Source organism: Pedobacter namyangjuensis (genome assembly GCF_003313325.1).
Taxonomy (GTDB): Bacteria; Bacteroidota; Bacteroidia; order Sphingobacteriales; family Sphingobacteriaceae; genus Pedobacter; species Pedobacter namyangjuensis.
Genome location: NZ_QMHQ01000001.1, coordinates 1,244,111 through 1,260,121 on the forward strand (window position 1 = coordinate 1,244,111; position 16,011 = coordinate 1,260,121).

The 16,011-nt window shown below is 36.6% G+C and carries 16 protein-coding genes; 12 read left to right on the forward strand and 4 right to left on the reverse strand.

The annotated features are described in order from the left end of the window. Positions 1-84 precede the first annotated feature (84 nt). Positions 85-555, reverse strand: a complete 471-nt coding sequence (locus DUT69_RS05565) for a cupin domain-containing protein (RefSeq protein ID WP_240186665.1) — start codon at positions 553-555, stop codon at positions 85-87. A 281-nt stretch (positions 556-836) separates the two neighbouring features. On the opposite strand from DUT69_RS05565, the gene sucD reads away from it, so the two are divergent. From sucD to fabG, 10 genes are all read left to right on the forward strand, one after another. Next, positions 837-1,709 carry a succinate--CoA ligase subunit alpha gene (gene sucD, locus DUT69_RS05570; RefSeq protein WP_113652107.1) on the forward strand — a complete coding sequence of 291 codons (873 nt, stop codon included), beginning with the start codon at positions 837-839 and terminating at the stop codon, positions 1,707-1,709. A gap of 278 nt (positions 1,710-1,987) precedes the next feature. Then, positions 1,988-2,470 carry a methionine-R-sulfoxide reductase gene (locus tag DUT69_RS05575; RefSeq protein WP_113652108.1) on the forward strand — a complete coding sequence of 161 codons (483 nt, stop codon included), beginning with the start codon at positions 1,988-1,990 and terminating at the stop codon, positions 2,468-2,470. A gap of 250 nt (positions 2,471-2,720) precedes the next feature. Then, positions 2,721-3,092 (forward strand): septal ring lytic transglycosylase RlpA family protein, encoded by a 372-nt coding sequence (locus DUT69_RS05580; protein ID WP_113652109.1) that lies wholly within the window; start codon positions 2,721-2,723, stop codon positions 3,090-3,092. A 392-nt stretch (positions 3,093-3,484) separates the two neighbouring features. After that, complete coding sequence (locus tag DUT69_RS05585) at positions 3,485-4,456, forward strand: ribonucleoside-diphosphate reductase small subunit (RefSeq protein WP_113652110.1); 972 nt, start codon at positions 3,485-3,487, stop codon at positions 4,454-4,456. Positions 4,457-4,594: 138 nt separating this feature from the next. Then, positions 4,595-6,979 carry a ribonucleoside-diphosphate reductase subunit alpha gene (locus tag DUT69_RS05590; RefSeq protein WP_113652111.1) on the forward strand — a complete coding sequence of 795 codons (2,385 nt, stop codon included), beginning with the start codon at positions 4,595-4,597 and terminating at the stop codon, positions 6,977-6,979. A gap of 212 nt (positions 6,980-7,191) precedes the next feature. Further along, positions 7,192-7,410 (forward strand): cysteine-rich CWC family protein, encoded by a 219-nt coding sequence (locus tag DUT69_RS05595; RefSeq protein WP_113652112.1) that lies wholly within the window; start codon positions 7,192-7,194, stop codon positions 7,408-7,410. Positions 7,411-7,812: 402 nt separating this feature from the next. Next, positions 7,813-8,688: a carbon-nitrogen hydrolase gene (locus tag DUT69_RS05600; protein WP_113652113.1), complete on the forward strand. Its 876-nt coding sequence runs from the start codon at positions 7,813-7,815 to the stop codon at positions 8,686-8,688. An 85-nt stretch (positions 8,689-8,773) separates the two neighbouring features. Beyond that, positions 8,774-9,847: an agmatine deiminase family protein gene (locus tag DUT69_RS05605; RefSeq protein WP_113652114.1), complete on the forward strand. Its 1,074-nt coding sequence runs from the start codon at positions 8,774-8,776 to the stop codon at positions 9,845-9,847. Positions 9,848-9,851: 4 nt separating this feature from the next. Next, the gene (locus DUT69_RS05610) at positions 9,852-10,223 is read left to right on the forward strand and encodes a VOC family protein (RefSeq protein WP_113652115.1); all 372 of its coding nucleotides are present in this window, start codon (positions 9,852-9,854) and stop codon (positions 10,221-10,223) included. 61 nt (positions 10,224-10,284) lie between these two features. Continuing rightward, positions 10,285-11,028, forward strand: a complete 744-nt coding sequence (fabG, locus tag DUT69_RS05615; RefSeq protein WP_113652116.1) for a 3-oxoacyl-[acyl-carrier-protein] reductase — start codon at positions 10,285-10,287, stop codon at positions 11,026-11,028. Between the two features lie 270 nt (positions 11,029-11,298). Here fabG and DUT69_RS05620 read toward each other — a convergent pair whose 3' ends face one another. Continuing rightward, positions 11,299-12,036 carry a L,D-transpeptidase family protein gene (locus tag DUT69_RS05620; RefSeq protein WP_113652117.1) on the reverse strand — a complete coding sequence of 246 codons (738 nt, stop codon included), beginning with the start codon at positions 12,034-12,036 and terminating at the stop codon, positions 11,299-11,301. A gap of 137 nt (positions 12,037-12,173) precedes the next feature. Between DUT69_RS05620 and DUT69_RS05625 the strand changes: the two genes are divergently transcribed. Beyond that, on the forward strand, positions 12,174-14,258 hold the full coding sequence (locus DUT69_RS05625) for a vWA domain-containing protein (RefSeq protein WP_113652118.1): 2,085 nt from the start codon (positions 12,174-12,176) through the stop codon (positions 14,256-14,258). Next, positions 14,258-14,869, forward strand: coding sequence for a trimeric intracellular cation channel family protein (locus DUT69_RS05630; protein WP_113652119.1), 612 nt, complete (start codon positions 14,258-14,260; stop codon positions 14,867-14,869). The genes DUT69_RS05625 and DUT69_RS05630 overlap by 1 nt, the downstream gene beginning before the upstream one ends. A 300-nt stretch (positions 14,870-15,169) precedes the next feature. On the opposite strand, the gene DUT69_RS05635 is transcribed toward DUT69_RS05630, so the two are convergent. Both DUT69_RS05635 and DUT69_RS05640 read right to left on the reverse strand, forming a co-directional pair. After that, positions 15,170-15,667, reverse strand: coding sequence for a hypothetical protein (locus DUT69_RS05635; RefSeq protein WP_113652120.1), 498 nt, complete (start codon positions 15,665-15,667; stop codon positions 15,170-15,172). 15 nt (positions 15,668-15,682) lie between these two features. Continuing rightward, positions 15,683-15,982, reverse strand: a complete 300-nt coding sequence (locus DUT69_RS05640) for an FtsB family cell division protein (RefSeq protein WP_113652121.1) — start codon at positions 15,980-15,982, stop codon at positions 15,683-15,685. Positions 15,983-16,011 lie beyond the last annotated feature (29 nt).

The window sequence follows — 16,011 nt, forward strand, 5'->3', positions numbered from 1 at the left end:
ACTATCATCAATTGTAATTCACAAAGGCTGTTTTTAAGAAAAGGCTTGCGTTGGCTTTAGCCAACGGACTAAAAACAGAATCAATTATTTTTTCTCATAAACAATTAAAATCGTCAAATCATTATCAGCGTTGGGCGTAATGCTATGCCAACTGCCAGGTCTGGTTAAAATGGCATCGCCGGGTTTTACAGCAAAGGTTTCGTTGTTCATTTTCATGCTACCCTTGCCACTAATTACATAATAAATTTCGTCTTCTTTTTGCAAATGATAGCCGATTGACGAACCCGCTTTTAATGTTCGTTTTCTGAAAACTGTTTTCAGATTTTTAGCATCGGCAAAGAAGTTAAAGCCGATCGTTTTGCCACCGCCTTTATGTGTGCCGGGTTCTTCTTTGGCCACATCTATATCATTTTGTAATATAAATTTAGCAGTATCTATTGTTTGAGAATAAGCATTTTTAGGGAGGCTGGTTAGGGTGCTTATGCTAACAAGTGCGAGATAGAATAGAGACGATTTTTTCATGATGTGGATTCTGTAGGTTCTAAAATTAGGCATTTTGCCAAGTATTTGCCAAAGGCATCAAGCTTTGTAATGTAAACCCGATTAAAGCGTAAATACTTTTACAAATTCCCTTTAGGGATTTAAGGTAAAAGATTGAAGCGGAAAGCGGGACAAGAGTTGCCCAAATGCTTGCTACGTTCGTTTTCAAATTGTTAGCTTAACAATAAGCTTTTAACTTTTTATGTAAAATAAACCTCGATATGACAAATTATCTGACTTTTGCATTTGACATTCCATTGCATTTACCTTAAGTTTGCAACAAAAAAATAGATATAATGAGTGTTTTAGTAAATAAAGATTCAAAAGTAATTGTTCAGGGATTTACTGGTAACGAAGGTACTTACCATGCTGAGCAAATGATAGCTTACGGTACAAACGTTGTTGGTGGAGTAACTCCTGGTAAAGGCGGTCAAACACATTTAGACAAGCCTGTATTTAACACAGTTAAAGATGCGGTTGATAAAGCTGGCGCTAATGTATCTATTATATTCGTACCTCCTGCTTTTGCTGCAGATGCAATTATGGAAGCTGCCGAAGCAGGCGTTAAAGTAATTGTTTGTATTACAGAAGGTATTCCTACTAAAGACATGATTGCGGTAAAATCTTACCTAAAAGGAAAAGATAGCCGTTTAATTGGTCCGAACTGCCCAGGTGTTATTACTGCTGATGAAGCTAAAATTGGTATTATGCCAGGTTTTATCTTTAAAAAAGGTACCGTTGGTGTAGTTTCTAAATCTGGTACTTTAACTTACGAAGCGGTTGACCAAGTTGTTAAAGCTGGTTTAGGTATTACAACTGCAATTGGTATTGGTGGCGACCCAATTATTGGTACGACTACTAAAGAAGCGGTTGAGTTGTTAATGAACGATCCGGAAACTGAAGGTATCATCATGATTGGTGAAATTGGTGGTGGCATGGAAGCTGAAGCTGCTCGTTGGATTAAAGAACACGGTACTAAGCCTGTTGTTGGTTTCATCGCTGGTCAAACTGCGCCTCCGGGACGTAGAATGGGTCATGCTGGTGCTATTGTTGGCGGTGCTGATGATACTGCTGCCGCTAAAATGAAAATTATGGCTGAGTGCGGCATTACTGTTGTAGAAAGCCCTGCAGAAATTGGTGCAGCTATGGCTAATGCATTGAAAAAGTAATTTTTAACTAATATAGATAGAAAGCGCCCCGATTTATCGGGGCGCTTTTTTTGTTTACTTACCATAAAGGATAAAGCAACTAATATGTTTTTTGAAACTTGTTAGGTAGTATATGCCTATCTTTTCTTTAAGCATTTAGTATCTTAGTGGTTTATTTTTTGCCGAAATGTTTGACGTTGAAATGAAAGTGAAGGTTTTACTATTCGTTATATTTGTGTAGCAAAGGATGTTTAAAAACTATGCTTGCCAGGATTACGTACATCTATTAAAACACACATATGAAATCTATAATCAATAAAACATTAATAGCGCTGAGCCTGTTAGTGGTAACAAGTTTTGTTGCTTGCGCTCAGAAACAAGAAAAAAAGGCAACCCCATCTAAAACCACAAAAAAAATGGAATACAATAAATTAACCAAAGAAGAAGAAGCGGTAATTGTTCATAAAGGAACTGAATGGGCAGGCACTGGTAAATACGATAAGTTTTTTGAAAAGGGAACTTATGTTTGCAAACGTTGTAATGCACCATTATATACATCAGACTCTAAATTTGATGCGCATTGTGGTTGGCCAGCTTTTGATGATGAGATTAAAGGCGCTGTAAAGCGTGTGCCAGATGCTGATGGACAGCGTGTAGAAATTGTTTGCAAAAACTGCGACGCACATTTAGGTCACGTATTTGTTGGCGAGGGCTTAACCGCTAAAAATACCCGCCATTGCGTAAACTCTATATCAATGGTGTTTGTGCCAGAAAAGAAATAAGAAGTATTGCTTTATTTATAAAATGCCTTAGTGAAAGCTAAGGCATTTTTTTGTTTTAAAATTCGTAACCCTGAATTTATTTCTGGGTCTTTGATGTTAAATAGATGCTGAAATAAATTCAGGGTTACGACCTTAGAAATCGATTTTTAAAGACCTTTTTTAAGGATAAACCTCATCTAAATTTCAATAAAAAATGATTTTGTATATTTGCCATCCCTATTGAAACAGTAAAACTAAATTATATCATTGTATGAAAATTTTCCTGTTCTCTTGGTTTGTTGCTTTTGCTGTGCAGGCGCAAGAGCCAACGTTAACCAAAACACCCGATAGTGTAGTAAAAACCCTTATTACAACTTACTATGCTAAAAAATTCGAAGGTAGGAAAACGAGCAGTGGCGAACGTTACCGAGCCAGCAAATTTACGGCAGCCCACCGTACACTTCCTTTTGGTACTATGGTTAGGGTTAAGAATATTAGAACCGGAAAAACAGTAACCGTTAGAATTAACGATCGTGGCCCGTTTAGCAAGAAATTTTCTTTGGATATTTCTGGTGCAGCGGCCAAAGCCTTAGGTATTTACAGACTTGGTTATGCAAAAGTTGAGGTTGCTTACGCACGTTGAAAACGGTGTATAAATTATAGCTGTTGCAACTCGTTTTTTTAAATTATTAACACTCCTTTAAGTTTGCTAAGCGCTCAAAAAGAAATAATTAGCTTTTTCTCTGCTTGTTTCTGACAAATTTCTGATTGAAAAACAGGGGTTGTTCAACAACATGTTAACAACTTTAAAACGTAAAAAATCGCTTAGCCTTTATATTTGTTAAACAAAGTTCTTTACAAGAATCCATCCACAATATTTTTTAAGTTATTAGTGTTTAGTAGGTTACAAAGGCGGTGCAAAGCAGCGTTTTCAAAAAATCTAAACTAAATACCAATTGCTTGGCGGTTATGGTTTCCTAATAAAGCTTTGTGCAAATCAGTAAATGCAATTTCTAAACGTAAAAAATATAAGCTATGCAAGATGAGTTATTACTAAGGGAAAATAAAGATCGTTTCGTTCTTTTACCAATCAAATACCCAGAAATTTGGGAGATGTATAAAAAGAGCGAGGCAAGTTTCTGGACTGCAGAAGAAATTGATTTATCTGATGATCAAAAACATTGGGATAATTTAAATAGCGGAGAGCGTCATTTTATTTCTCATATTTTAGCTTTCTTCTCTGCTAGCGACGGCATTGTAAACGAAAACTTGGCCGTAAACTTTATGAGCGAAGTACAATTGCCGGAAGCACGCTGTTTTTATGGTTTCCAAATTATGATGGAAAACATACATGCGGAAACTTACGCATTGTTAATTGATACTTACATTAAAGACCCGGAAGAGAAAGATCGTTTGTTCCATGCTATTGATACTGTTCCGGCAGTAAAAAGAAAAGCAGAGTGGGCTTTACGTTGGATCGATAATGGAAACTTTGCTGAACGTTTGGTAGCTTTTGCTGCGGTAGAAGGTATTTTCTTTAGCGGTAGTTTTTGCTCTATCTTTTGGTTAAAGAAACGTGGTTTAATGCCAGGTTTAACCTTTAGTAACGAATTGATTTCTAGAGACGAAGGTATGCACTGCGAATTTGCATGTTTGCTTTACAGCATGCTGGAAAATAAATTAAGCGAAGAGCAGGTTCACGGTATCATCCGCGATGCGGTAGAAATTGAAAAAGAATTTGTTACAGATGCGTTACCAGTTAATTTAATTGGTATGAACGCAAAATTAATGCAACAATATATTGAGTTTGTTGCCGATAGATGGATTAGCGAGTTAGGTTATTCAAAAATCTACAATACAACAAATCCGTTTGATTTTATGGAGATGATCTCTCTGCAAGGTAAAACCAATTTCTTTGAGAAAAGAGTAGGCGACTACCAGAAAAGTGGTGTGTTAACCGCTACAGAGGATAAAGCGCAAGCTTTTTCTTTAGACGAAGACTTTTAAAGGTATAAGGTTAACGGTTTAAGGCAGAAGTTTAGGAACTCGGTCTTAAAACTTGATACTAAATACTTAATACAATAAATAGATTTTAAAACCTGGTGCCGCTGTTACCGCAATAAGCACCATAAATACTTGTAAAGGATGTTTGTAATAAAAAGAGATGGCCGTAAAGAGCCGGTAAAGTTTGATAAGATAACAGCTCGTATAGAGAAGTTGTGTTATGGTTTTAATGCTGAATTAGTTGATCCGATTGATGTTGCAAGAAAAGTAATTGAGGGTTTGTACGACGGCGTTACAACTTCTGAACTTGATAATCTTGCGGCAGAAACAGCAGCTTCATTAACAACTAAACATCCAGACTATGCGTTGTTGGCATCGCGTATTGCAGTTTCCAACTTGCACAAAAACACATTAAAATCGTTTTCTAAAACGATGGAAATGTTGTACACCTACATCGACCCAAAAACAGAAAAACCTTCATCTTTAATTGCAGAAGATGTTTGGCAGGTAATTAACGCTAACGCTGATATTTTAGATAGCACAATTATCTACGATAGAGATTTCGGCTTTGATTATTTCGGTTTCAAAACCTTAGAAAAATCTTATTTGTTAAAGGTAAACGGAGCCATTGTAGAGCGCCCACAACATTTGTTTATGCGTGTTGCCGTTGGTATCCATAAAGATGATATTGAAAGCGTAATTACCACTTATAATTTAATGAGCGAGCGTTGGTTTACACATGCTACACCAACTTTGTTCAACGCTGCTACACCAAAACCTCAAATGTCGTCATGTTTCTTGTTAACCATGCAAGATGACAGTATTGAAGGCATTTATGATACGTTAAAACAAACTGCTAAAATCTCTCAAAGTGCTGGTGGTATTGGTTTAAGCATCCACAACATTCGTGCAACTGGTGCGTACATTGGTGGTACAAACGGTACTAGTAACGGTATTGTACCAATGTTAAAAGTGTTTAACGACACTGCCCGTTACGTAGATCAAGGTGGAGGTAAACGTAAAGGTGCGTTCGCAATTTATTTGGAGCCTTGGCATGCAGATATTTTTGCGTTTTTAGATTTACGTAAAAACCACGGTAAAGAAGAAATGCGTGCTCGTGATTTATTCTATGCACTTTGGGTTTGCGATTTATTTATGCAACGTGTGGAAGAAAATGGCGATTGGAGCTTATTCTCTCCAGATGAAGCACCTGGTTTAGCAGATTGCCACAGCGAAGAGTTTAACGAACTTTATACACGTTATGAAAGAGAAGGAAGAGCTCGTAAAACAATTAAAGCACAAGAGCTTTGGTTTGCAATTTTAGATTCTCAGATTGAAACAGGTACACCTTATTTGTTGTATAAAGATGCAGCTAACAGTAAGTCTAACCAGCAAAATCTAGGTACAATCAAGTCTTCTAACTTATGTACCGAGATTATCGAATATACTTCTAAAGACGAGGTTGCGGTTTGTAATTTGGCTTCTTTAGCATTGCCTAGGTTTGTAATTAACGGAGAATTTGATCACCAAAAATTATACGAAGTAACTTACCAAGCTACTTTAAACCTTAATAAAATCATCGATTATAACTATTACCCAGTTAAAGAAGCAGAGAACTCTAACTTCCGCCACCGTCCGGTTGGTTTAGGCGTACAAGGTTTGGCAGATGCATTTATTTTATTGCGTTTACCTTTTGAGAGTGATGCCGCTAAGCAGTTAAACAAAGAGATTTTTGAAACCATTTATTTCGCAGGTATGTCAGCTTCTGCAGATTTAGCGGTTAAACATGGTGCTTACAAAACTTTTAAAGGTTCGCCATTGTCTAAAGGTAAATTCCAGTTCGATTTATGGAATGTTACACCAGATAGCAACCGTTGGGATTGGGAAACATTACGTAAACGCGTAGTAAAATCTGGCGTTTATAACTCTTTATTGGTTGCGCCAATGCCAACCGCTTCTACTTCTCAAATTTTAGGTAACAACGAATGTTTCGAACCGTATACTTCTAATATTTACACCAGACGTGTGTTAAGTGGCGAGTTTATTGTAGTAAACAAACACTTGTTAAAAGATTTAGTGGCTTTAGGTTTATGGACACCACAAATGAAAGACAGAATCATTTTAGCAAATGGTTCAATCCAAGACATTGCCGAAATTCCAGATTATATCAAAGAATTGTACAAAACAGTTTGGGAGATCAAGATGAAAAACATCATCGACATGTCTGCAGATAGAGGAGCATATATTTGCCAATCTCAATCGCTAAACTTGTTTATCAATGCACCAAATACTTCGAAGCTAACTTCAATGCACTTCTACGCTTGGAAAAAAGGTTTAAAAACCGGTATGTATTACCTACGTACACAAGCTGCTTCGCAAGCGGTTAAGTTCACCGTAGAAAACCAAGGTGGTAAAGCTATCGAGGCTGTAATTCCAGCAACTATTCCACAAGATCAAGTTGCAGAAGAAATTGTAGACGGACCAGTTTGCTCAATGGAAGAAGGTTGCATTAGCTGCTCAGGATAGTAATAACAAAGATGAAAGAGCAAGTATAAAAGATTACAGCTGGAAAACTGCCTACTTCAACGTCATCGCGACGAACGAAGCAGTCTTAAAGCAATCTGAACACTTATAATTCAAAAGCAATAATATTTAAGGTTCTGGACATAAAGTTCAGAACCTTATTTTTTGTTTATATTTTTGTAATGCAGTAGGTCATACCTTATGCCTTTTACCTTATGCCATCAACCTTAAACCATAGCAAACACGAAATTATTCCCTGCGAACGTTGCGGAACGGCTATTGAATGTAAGGCAAATTCTTATACCAAATGTCAATGTAGTGTAGTGCAATTGAGCATTAACGAGGTGCAACATATCTCTGAACTTTACGATGGTTGTTTATGTGCTAAATGTTTGTTCGAGCTACAGCAAGAATATAGAGATAGCCTGATTTAAATAGCTATCAGTGGCTTCTGAACGACTAAAAAATTAACATTTTTTGAAAATGAATGTCAGCATTTCATTGGCTCTGCAGTCCCGCTTTACTTTCTGCCATGAAAAATGGCATTCATCCAATCGGGTTTAAATAACAACCTACAGTGGTTCTTGGCAAACTGCAACCCCTCATAGTAGCAAAAACTTAATTATCTAAACTGGATAGCAGTGGAAATACTTTTACAACAAGTCCCCTTTAGGGGATTTAGGAGTAAAAGATTGTAACGAATAGCCAGACTAACTTTAATCCGTTATACTGCATTTGCTTTTCTAATGAAAATTTAAATTTTAAAAGCAGTCTTTCATCTTTGTTCCTTAATCCTTAATCAAAATTGTTAATTTTGCAGTTCAAATTTTATACGGATGAGCAAAGTGAAAGTTGGCTTGGTACAAATGACTTGTACTAAAGATAAACAAGAAAATTTAGATAAAGCGATTGCAAAAGTTAGAGAAGCCGCAGCAAAAGGTGCGCAGATTGTTTGTTTGCAAGAGCTTTTTACCTCGTTGTATTTTTGCGACGTAGAGGATTATGATAATTTCGATTTAGCGGAGAAAATACCTGGCCCATCTACAGATGCTTTGCAAGAAGTTGCGAAAGAATTAGGCGTAGTAATTATTGCTTCGTTATTTGAGAAACGTGCGGAAGGTTTGTACCATAACACTACCGCAGTTTTGGATGCTGATGGTTCTTATTTGGGTAAGTACCGTAAGATGCATATTCCAGACGATCCGGCTTATTATGAGAAATTTTACTTTACGCCAGGTGATTTAGGCTATAAAGTGTTCGAAACCAAATTCGCTAAAATCGGTATCTTAATTTGTTGGGATCAATGGTATCCGGAAGCTTCGAGAATTACTGCTTTAATGGGCGCTGATATCATGTTCTATCCAACAGCAATTGGTTGGGATACTACGCAAGACGAAGAAACCAATAAAGACCAGTATAATGCATGGCAAACGATACAACGTTCACATTCTGTAGCTAATGGCTTACCGGTAATTAGCGTAAATCGTGTTGGTTTTGAGCAAGAAGGTAGGATGAAATTCTGGGGTGGAAGTTTTGCTACCAATGCGCAAGGCAAGTTGCTTTACTTAGCTTCGCACGATAAAGAAGAAACAGAGGTGGTAGATATTGACTTGAAACAGAGCGATTACATCCGCAAGCACTGGCCTTTTTTACGCGATAGGAGAATTGATTCTTATCAGCCAATTACAAAAAGATATATTGACGGGGACTAAGAAGAAAGTCTGAAAGCGAAAAGCTGCTAAATTTTAATATTAATTCTCATCCTGAGCTTGTTGAAGGTCTCTACACAAAAATACAATGTCAATTAAAGTTATAAATACTTCTGAGCAACCAGAATTTGCAAATTCGCCAAAAAAGCAAGGATATCAATTCCCTGCAGAATGGACTAAGCACGAAGCTACTTGGTTAAGCTGGCCGCATAAGGAGGCAAGCTGGCCGGGGAAAATTGAAACGATTTATAAACCCTATTGCGAGTTTATTAAAATTGTTGCCACGGGCGAAAAAGTGCGAATCAACGTGAAAGATGAAGAAATGAAAGCCTTTGCTGTTTCTGAACTTGAAAAAGTTGAAGCTGACTTAAGTAAGATAGAGTTTTACTTTAATGAAAGCAATGACGCTTGGTGCCGCGATCATGGTCCTGCTTTTGTGGTTAAAGGAAACGAAAAAGCAGTGGTAGATTGGGGTTATAACGCTTGGGGAGGGAAATATCCGCCTTACGATTTAGACGATGTTATTCCGACTAAAATTGCCCAGCATTTTAATTTGCCATTGTTTACGCCAGATATTGTAATGGAAGGTGGATCGGTAGAGTTTAATGGTGCTGGAACTATTTTAACTAGCACTGCTTGTTTGTTAAATGAGAATAGAAATCCGCATTTAAATAAAGAGCAAATAGAGACTTATTTAAAGGAATTTTACGGAGCTGAACAAATTCTTTGGGTAGGAGACGGTATTGTAGGAGATGATACCGATGGCCATATAGACGATATTACTCGTTTTGTAAATGAGGATACGGTTTTAACGGTTTTGGAAAGTAACCCTTTAGACGAAAACCACATTTTACTGCAAGAAAACTACGAGGCTTTAAAAGAAATGAGATTGCCAGACGGCAGGCCGTTAAACATTGTAAAACTGCCAATGCCTTCGCCAGTTATTTTTGAAGATACTCGTTTGCCTGCATCTTACGCTAATTTTTATATTGCTAATGCTGCCGTAATTGTACCGATTTTTGACGATGTAAATGATCAGATAGCATTAGATATTATTCAGGGCTGTTTTCCGGATAGACCAGTAGTGGGCATAAACTCTGTAGATATTATCTGGGGATTAGGAAGTTTCCACTGTTTGAGTCAGCAGGAGCCAGCTGTTTAGGGTTATGTTAAAATTAAATCGAATCATTTTATTTGGCAATAATATAGCGGGATTAAAAGATTTTTATCAGTCGAATTTTAAGTTAGAACTGATTGAAGAAATTGAAAATGAGTGGGTAGTATTAAAAGCCGGGCAGATTGAGCTTGCATTTCATAGTATTGGTGCTGAATATAGAAGTGAAAAAGACTTTAAGGTTGCAAGCAATGTTAAATTAGTTTTTACACTTACAGAAGGGTTATCAGATTTCAGAGATAAACTGATAACAAAAGGGATAATGATGAAAGAAATTAAATCCTTTAAAGGCATAGATTTTCTGTTTTGTGATGGGGAAGATATCGAAGGCAATGTATTTCAGCTGAGTCAAAAAAAGCTGTAGTTTTTATCTTTAAATGCTAACTTTACATCATTAAAATATTTCAACTTTACAACATTTCATAATGAAATTATTAGAAGGAAAAACAGCACTAATTACTGGTGCATCAAAAGGAATAGGTCGCAAAATAGCCGAAAAATTTGCAGAACAAGGTGCCAACGTAGCTTTTACATATTTATCATCTGTAGAAAAAGGACAAGCTTTAGAGCAAGAACTACAAAGTTTTGGTACTAAGGTTAAAGGTTACCGTTCTGATGCTTCTAAATTCGATGAAGCTGAGCAACTGATTAACGATATTGTTGCAGAATTTGGTACAATTGATATCGTAGTGAACAACGCTGGTATCACCAAAGACGGTTTGCTAATGCGCATGAGCGAAGAGAATTGGGACGATGTAATCAACATCAACCTAAAATCTATTTTTAACGTAACCAAAGCTGCCTCTAAAGTAATGATGAAAGCTCGTAAGGGTGTTTTCATTAATATGAGTTCTATAGTTGGTGTTACAGGTAATGCTGGTCAGGCTAACTACGCAGCTTCTAAGGCTGGTATTATTGGTTTTACCAAATCTATAGCTAAAGAATTAGGTTCTAGAAATATTCGTGCAAATGTTGTTGCGCCAGGATTTATTCGTACCGAAATGACAGAAGTTTTAGATCCGGCAGTTGTTGCGGGTTGGGAAAAAGATATCCCATTGAAACGTGCTGGCGAAACTGAAGATATCGCTAACGTTTGTGTGTTTTTAGCATCAGATATGAGCGCTTACGTAACCGGACAAACCTTGTCGGTTTGTGGCGGAATGCTGTAAGTGAGTTAGAAGGCAAAATGGATTAAGATGGAGAGTTTATTTCGCTCGTTATTGCAAGCTTAGCAAAGCAATTTTCATTTATAAATTTATATGCATAGTTATTAGTTTAACTATGCATTTTTTATTTTAAAAACTATCGGTCGGTATCTTGGCGTACAAAATTTTACCAAATTGTAAGAAAGTGAGGTAACAGCAGATACTATAGTTATGTGTCTATTATTTTAATATCCTAACCTTAAAACTTCATAACATTTAAATCTTCTAACAATTCTATTTAACTACGTACTTACCTTTAACCTGACTTACCGCTGGCAAAGTTTTAAACTTTTCGAAATAGGCATAACCGTGCTGTAGGTTTTGCCAAAAATCAGCTTGTGCCGGAAATTGAGCAATATACTTTTTCATATTTCCTTCCGTCATTTTAAACGGAAAAATATAAATTGGTATGTCGCTTTGCCCATTGTCCTTAGCTTCAACGCCCAAAACGTAAACCTCCTTAATTTTATCATCTGTTAGCGGAATACAACCTACGGTTACGCAATTGCCATGAACGTAAATTTCGCCGCCTGTTTTTCTATTTGGTCCGGTGCGTACTGCATCAATTTTGTTTGGGTAATCTACACCTAACGACAGATGAAAACTACTCATAGGGTTAAACACATTTATTTTATAGAAACCTTCGGGCGTTTGCAAATCACCTTCAATTACTTTCGGACCAAGCGTACCAGAGCTTTCGCAAAAATCGTAGGTTTTAAAAAGTTTATATTGGTTTTGTCCATTGCCTTTAAGCCAGACTTCTAATTTTTGTTCGGCTTTGTAAGCCGAAATAAATAACTGAAAGTTGCTTGTAAACCCGGCTTTCTGTAAATCCTTTTGCAATTTTTCTCCCTTTTCTGCATAGGCAGTACGTACCCTTTCAAACTTCAGTTGTGCTGTTTTAAAGCCTTTTTGAGCAGAAGCTGATAGATTTATCATCATAGAAAAAATGCAGATTAATAATAGTTTCATGTGTTTAGTGTTTGGTAGTGCAATGATATTCCATCATTCTAAAACTAAATAAAAATTACAACAATTACCGCTCTATTGGCTCTTTTTACTTTTGCCTTTTTACTTTAAACTTTATGTAGCATCTTTACATTTAAGCCATGGGTAATTTTTTTTCCGCAACTTCCGTTTTAATTTTTTTAGCATGCTTATTATTAGGTGTGCTGTATGCTTGGTTGCTGTATAAACGCAATAAAAACCTAAGCAGCAAACTAAACTACGTTTTGGCTGGGTTAAGAATGTTAGTAGTTGCCGTTACGGCATTTTTAATTTTTGCACCTTTAGTTAAACGGATTTCTTACACGCCCGAAAAACCGATTATTGTTTTAGCTAACGATAATTCGCTTTCTGTGGGGCAAATAATACCTGCAGGTTTTAATAAAGCTAAATTTCAATCAGATTTAAAAGAGCTTGAACGTAAGTTAGCCGAGAAATACGACGTTAAAACCTACAGTTTTAGCGATAGTGTAAAAACAGGTTTGAGGTTTAGTGGCGATGGTAAACTAAGCAATGCTTCTCAACTTGTAAATCAACTAAACGATGAGTTGGTGAATAGAAACGTTGGTGCGATTATTCTTGCAAGCGATGGAATTTTTAATCGTGGCGGAAACCCAATCTACGAATTAAATAAAATCAAAGCCCCTGTTTACACCATTGCAATGGGCGATACGGTTTCTAAACGCGATTTACTTATCGCTAATGTAAACTACAACAACATAGTCTATTTAGATAATGAGTTTACGTTGGATATTCAACTTCAAGCTTTTGAAAGTAAAGGAGAAACAGCGCAGCTTAGTGTTTCTGAAAACGGAAGTAAAGTAGCAACACAATCTATTGCAATAAATGCTGCCACTTTTGTAAAAGATGCAACTGTAAAACTAAAAGCAACTAAAGTAGGTATCCAGAAATACACCATTAATGTATCCGCATTAAAAAACGAGATTACCACTAAAAATAACAGTCAAACTATTTTTGTTGAAGTAATTGATGGAAGGCAAAAAGTTTTATTGGCAAGTAATGCGCCACACCCAGACTTGGGCGCAATTAAGCAAGCCATAGAAGCTAACAAACATTATGAAGTTACCTTGGCATTGGCCGATGATTTGGCAAATGTTGATATAAATAGCTATAGCTTGGCTATTCTTTATCAGTTGCCTGCAATTACTAATAGCGCTACTGCTTTTGTTAAAAAACTGGCCGATTCTAAAATGCCATTATGGTATGTTTTTGGTGCGCAAAGTAATTTAAATGATTTTAGCAGGTTGCAAAATAATGTAAAGTTCTCACGAGCAAATGGTTCACTACAAGAAACTTTCCCCTATGCTGAACCAAACTTTACCACTTTTAGTATAGACGCTACAGCTTTAAAACAACTAGCAAATTACGACCCTTTGCAAACCCAATTTGCTAACCTAAGTGTTAACGGTAATTATACCGCTGTATTTAATCAGCGCATTGGTAGGGTAAATACCCAAAACCCTATGTTGTTTTTTATGGAAGACAATGGTAAAAAATTGGCCTTTTTGGTGGGCGAAGGAATATGGAAGTGGAAATTAGAAGAGGCCAAAAACGAGCCGAGTTTACCGTTGGTAAATGAGCTAATTTCTAAAACGGTGCAATATCTTTCTGTTAAGGATGATAAACGGAAATTTAAGGTTTATCCTAGCAAAACAACCTACGATGAAAATGAAAGTGTGTTACTTAACGCCACGCTTTACAACGATGCTTATGAACCTATAAACACACCAGAAGTTAAAGCACAAGTAAAAAATGCCGAAGGCAAAGTTTACAACTATACCTTTTCTAAAAGCGGAACATCTTACAGTTTAGATGCAGGATTGTTGCCACAGGGTAATTATACTTTTACCGCATCTGCAACCTTGGGTAGCAAAAATTACATCGCTAGTGGAGCCTTTTACATCAACGCTTTAATTGCAGAGTATCAGCAAACTACCGCAAATCATCAGTTGTTGTATGCTATGGCACAGCAAACCAATGGTAAAATGGTTATGCCACAAAACTTGCTTAACTTAGTTAACGAACTAGAAAACAGCGGGCAAATAAAAACGATTAGCTACGAAGATCGCAAGTATGAAGAACTGATTAGCCTAAAGTGGATTTTTGCTTTAATTTTAGTACTGCTAACAACAGAATGGTTTTTAAGAAAACGTAACGGTGAAGTCTGATGGAATGGAGCACCATAGAATTAATAGAAACTTTAGGAACCATAGCTTTTGCGATATCGGGTACTTTTGCCGCTATGCAAAAACGCCTTGATCCGTTTGGTGTACTAATAATTGCTTTTGTTACCTCAATTGGCGGTGGTACCGTTAGAGATTTGCTTTTAGGCGATACACCCGTAGCCTGGATGCGAGACGTAAACTACTGCCTGCTTATTCTGGTTACCTCTTTGCTAACTATCTATTTTAAAACCCAAATTAAAAAATTTAAGATTACGCTCTTCCTGTTCGACTCAATCGGGCTTGGACTCTTTACCATGGTTGGGGTTCAAAAAGGAATAGTTTTTGGTTTAAGCCCGGGTATTTGTGTTGCATTGGGAACCATAACCGGATGTTTTGGTGGTATTATTAGAGATACGCTTTTAAATACTATACCCTTAATTTTCAGAAAGGAAATTTATGCCACAGCCTGCATTTTAGGTGGCATACTTTATTTTGCTTTGCTATGGTTTAACCTTAAAACAGATGTTGCAAAAATTATCGTAATTGCCTTTATCTTTACCCTCAGAATTATCGTAGTACGCTACAAGCTTGCCTTGCCCAAGTTTGGATATTAAAGGTGTTTGAAAAACAATGTTGGTAGCTTTTGGCAAATTTAGCCCTGCAGTTCGTTTCAATCTTTTACCGTCAAAAGTCATCGTGTATGAGCGAATGTGCAAATGGTAAAAGTATTTCCACTTCCTTCAGGTTTAATTAACAACGTCTTAACCTACTAGCAAAGTTTTTGCACAATAGCCCCGATTGAAGCGATAGCTCCCGGTTTTTAATCCGTTAATTTTGCACTAACAAAAACCGGGAATTTAGCGTAAAGCGGGATTGACGTTAAGGCAGAGGAAGGAAATTGCGCTCCTAATAAATTAATTGTACAAAAATTCTTTAAGTTTTCCTTTTTGGTTAGCGTCATTTAGTTCCCAAAGTTTGGTAGACCAACGACTTTTGTTTCCCTGTTGGTAAAGGTAGGGCAGGGTTAGTTGCATGGCGCCAATGGACAAGGTATTTTTATCGCTAATATTGGGATTTTGCAGTTTGTATTTGGTAAGCCCGGCCATATACATTAGTGTAAAATCGGCATCGGTATTAAAAAAATCAGTTTCTTTTTCTTCAAGGTAAAAGGTATAATCGGGCGTTCCGTTCATCCATTTAATTAAAAATTGCCCCGCTTCGGTTCTTTGCTTATTTTTTTTGTCTATAGGTGTCTCAAACAAGTACGCAACAACTTTTAAAACCAAAGGTTCGGTACCTTTAAAATGAGCATTTTTGTTAAGCTTTATACTTTTTAGATGTGGTAAATCTTGAGCGGCAGTAGTGCAGTAAATGGCAAAAGAGAAAAAGAATATTAAAATACTTGTTTTCATTTGCGCTAGATAGCTTTATTTTTCTGCCTGCTCCTTTACGATAACGAATACATCTTCATTATCCTTTTTCATGAAATATTTTTCGCGTGCAAATTTCTCTGCAGTATTTAGATTGCTGTCTAATTCGTTAAGATCTTTTTTTACCAATGCAATTTCCTTGGTGTAAAAGTCTTTTTCCTGCTGTAACTTACTTACCTCGTTTCTGTATTCGTACTGAGATATTAAGTCGTTTTTATCAAAAAACAAAGTCCAAACACCAAAGGCAACCACCGCTAAGAAGTATTTGTTGCGTAAAAGTTCTAATAAACGTTTCATGTTTTTGGAAAATTGTTACTGCAAATATA

What these genes read in the sequence shown, in the direction of transcription:
- DUT69_RS05630 (WP_113652119.1), top strand. Translation starts at nt 14,258, where the DNA reads ATGGAATGGAGCACCATAGAATTAATAGAAACTTTAGGAACCATAGCT.
- DUT69_RS05580 (WP_113652109.1), top strand. Translation starts at nt 2,721, where the DNA reads ATGAAAATTTTCCTGTTCTCTTGGTTTGTTGCTTTTGCTGTGCAGGCG.
- DUT69_RS05595 (WP_113652112.1), top strand. Translation starts at nt 7,192, where the DNA reads ATGCCATCAACCTTAAACCATAGCAAACACGAAATTATTCCCTGCGAA.
- DUT69_RS05600 (WP_113652113.1), top strand. Translation starts at nt 7,813, where the DNA reads ATGAGCAAAGTGAAAGTTGGCTTGGTACAAATGACTTGTACTAAAGAT.
- sucD (WP_113652107.1), top strand. Translation starts at nt 837, where the DNA reads ATGAGTGTTTTAGTAAATAAAGATTCAAAAGTAATTGTTCAGGGATTT.
- DUT69_RS05610 (WP_113652115.1), top strand. Translation starts at nt 9,852, where the DNA reads ATGTTAAAATTAAATCGAATCATTTTATTTGGCAATAATATAGCGGGA.
- fabG (WP_113652116.1), top strand. Translation starts at nt 10,285, where the DNA reads ATGAAATTATTAGAAGGAAAAACAGCACTAATTACTGGTGCATCAAAA.
- DUT69_RS05635 (WP_113652120.1), bottom strand. Translation starts at nt 15,667, where the DNA reads ATGAAAACAAGTATTTTAATATTCTTTTTCTCTTTTGCCATTTACTGC.
- DUT69_RS05625 (WP_113652118.1), top strand. Translation starts at nt 12,174, where the DNA reads ATGGGTAATTTTTTTTCCGCAACTTCCGTTTTAATTTTTTTAGCATGC.
- DUT69_RS05565 (WP_240186665.1), bottom strand. Translation starts at nt 555, where the DNA reads ATGCCTAATTTTAGAACCTACAGAATCCACATCATGAAAAAATCGTCT.
- DUT69_RS05605 (WP_113652114.1), top strand. Translation starts at nt 8,774, where the DNA reads ATGTCAATTAAAGTTATAAATACTTCTGAGCAACCAGAATTTGCAAAT.
- DUT69_RS05575 (WP_113652108.1), top strand. Translation starts at nt 1,988, where the DNA reads ATGAAATCTATAATCAATAAAACATTAATAGCGCTGAGCCTGTTAGTG.
- DUT69_RS05640 (WP_113652121.1), bottom strand. Translation starts at nt 15,982, where the DNA reads ATGAAACGTTTATTAGAACTTTTACGCAACAAATACTTCTTAGCGGTG.
- DUT69_RS05590 (WP_113652111.1), top strand. Translation starts at nt 4,595, where the DNA reads ATGTTTGTAATAAAAAGAGATGGCCGTAAAGAGCCGGTAAAGTTTGAT.
- DUT69_RS05585 (WP_113652110.1), top strand. Translation starts at nt 3,485, where the DNA reads ATGCAAGATGAGTTATTACTAAGGGAAAATAAAGATCGTTTCGTTCTT.
- DUT69_RS05620 (WP_113652117.1), bottom strand. Translation starts at nt 12,036, where the DNA reads ATGAAACTATTATTAATCTGCATTTTTTCTATGATGATAAATCTATCA.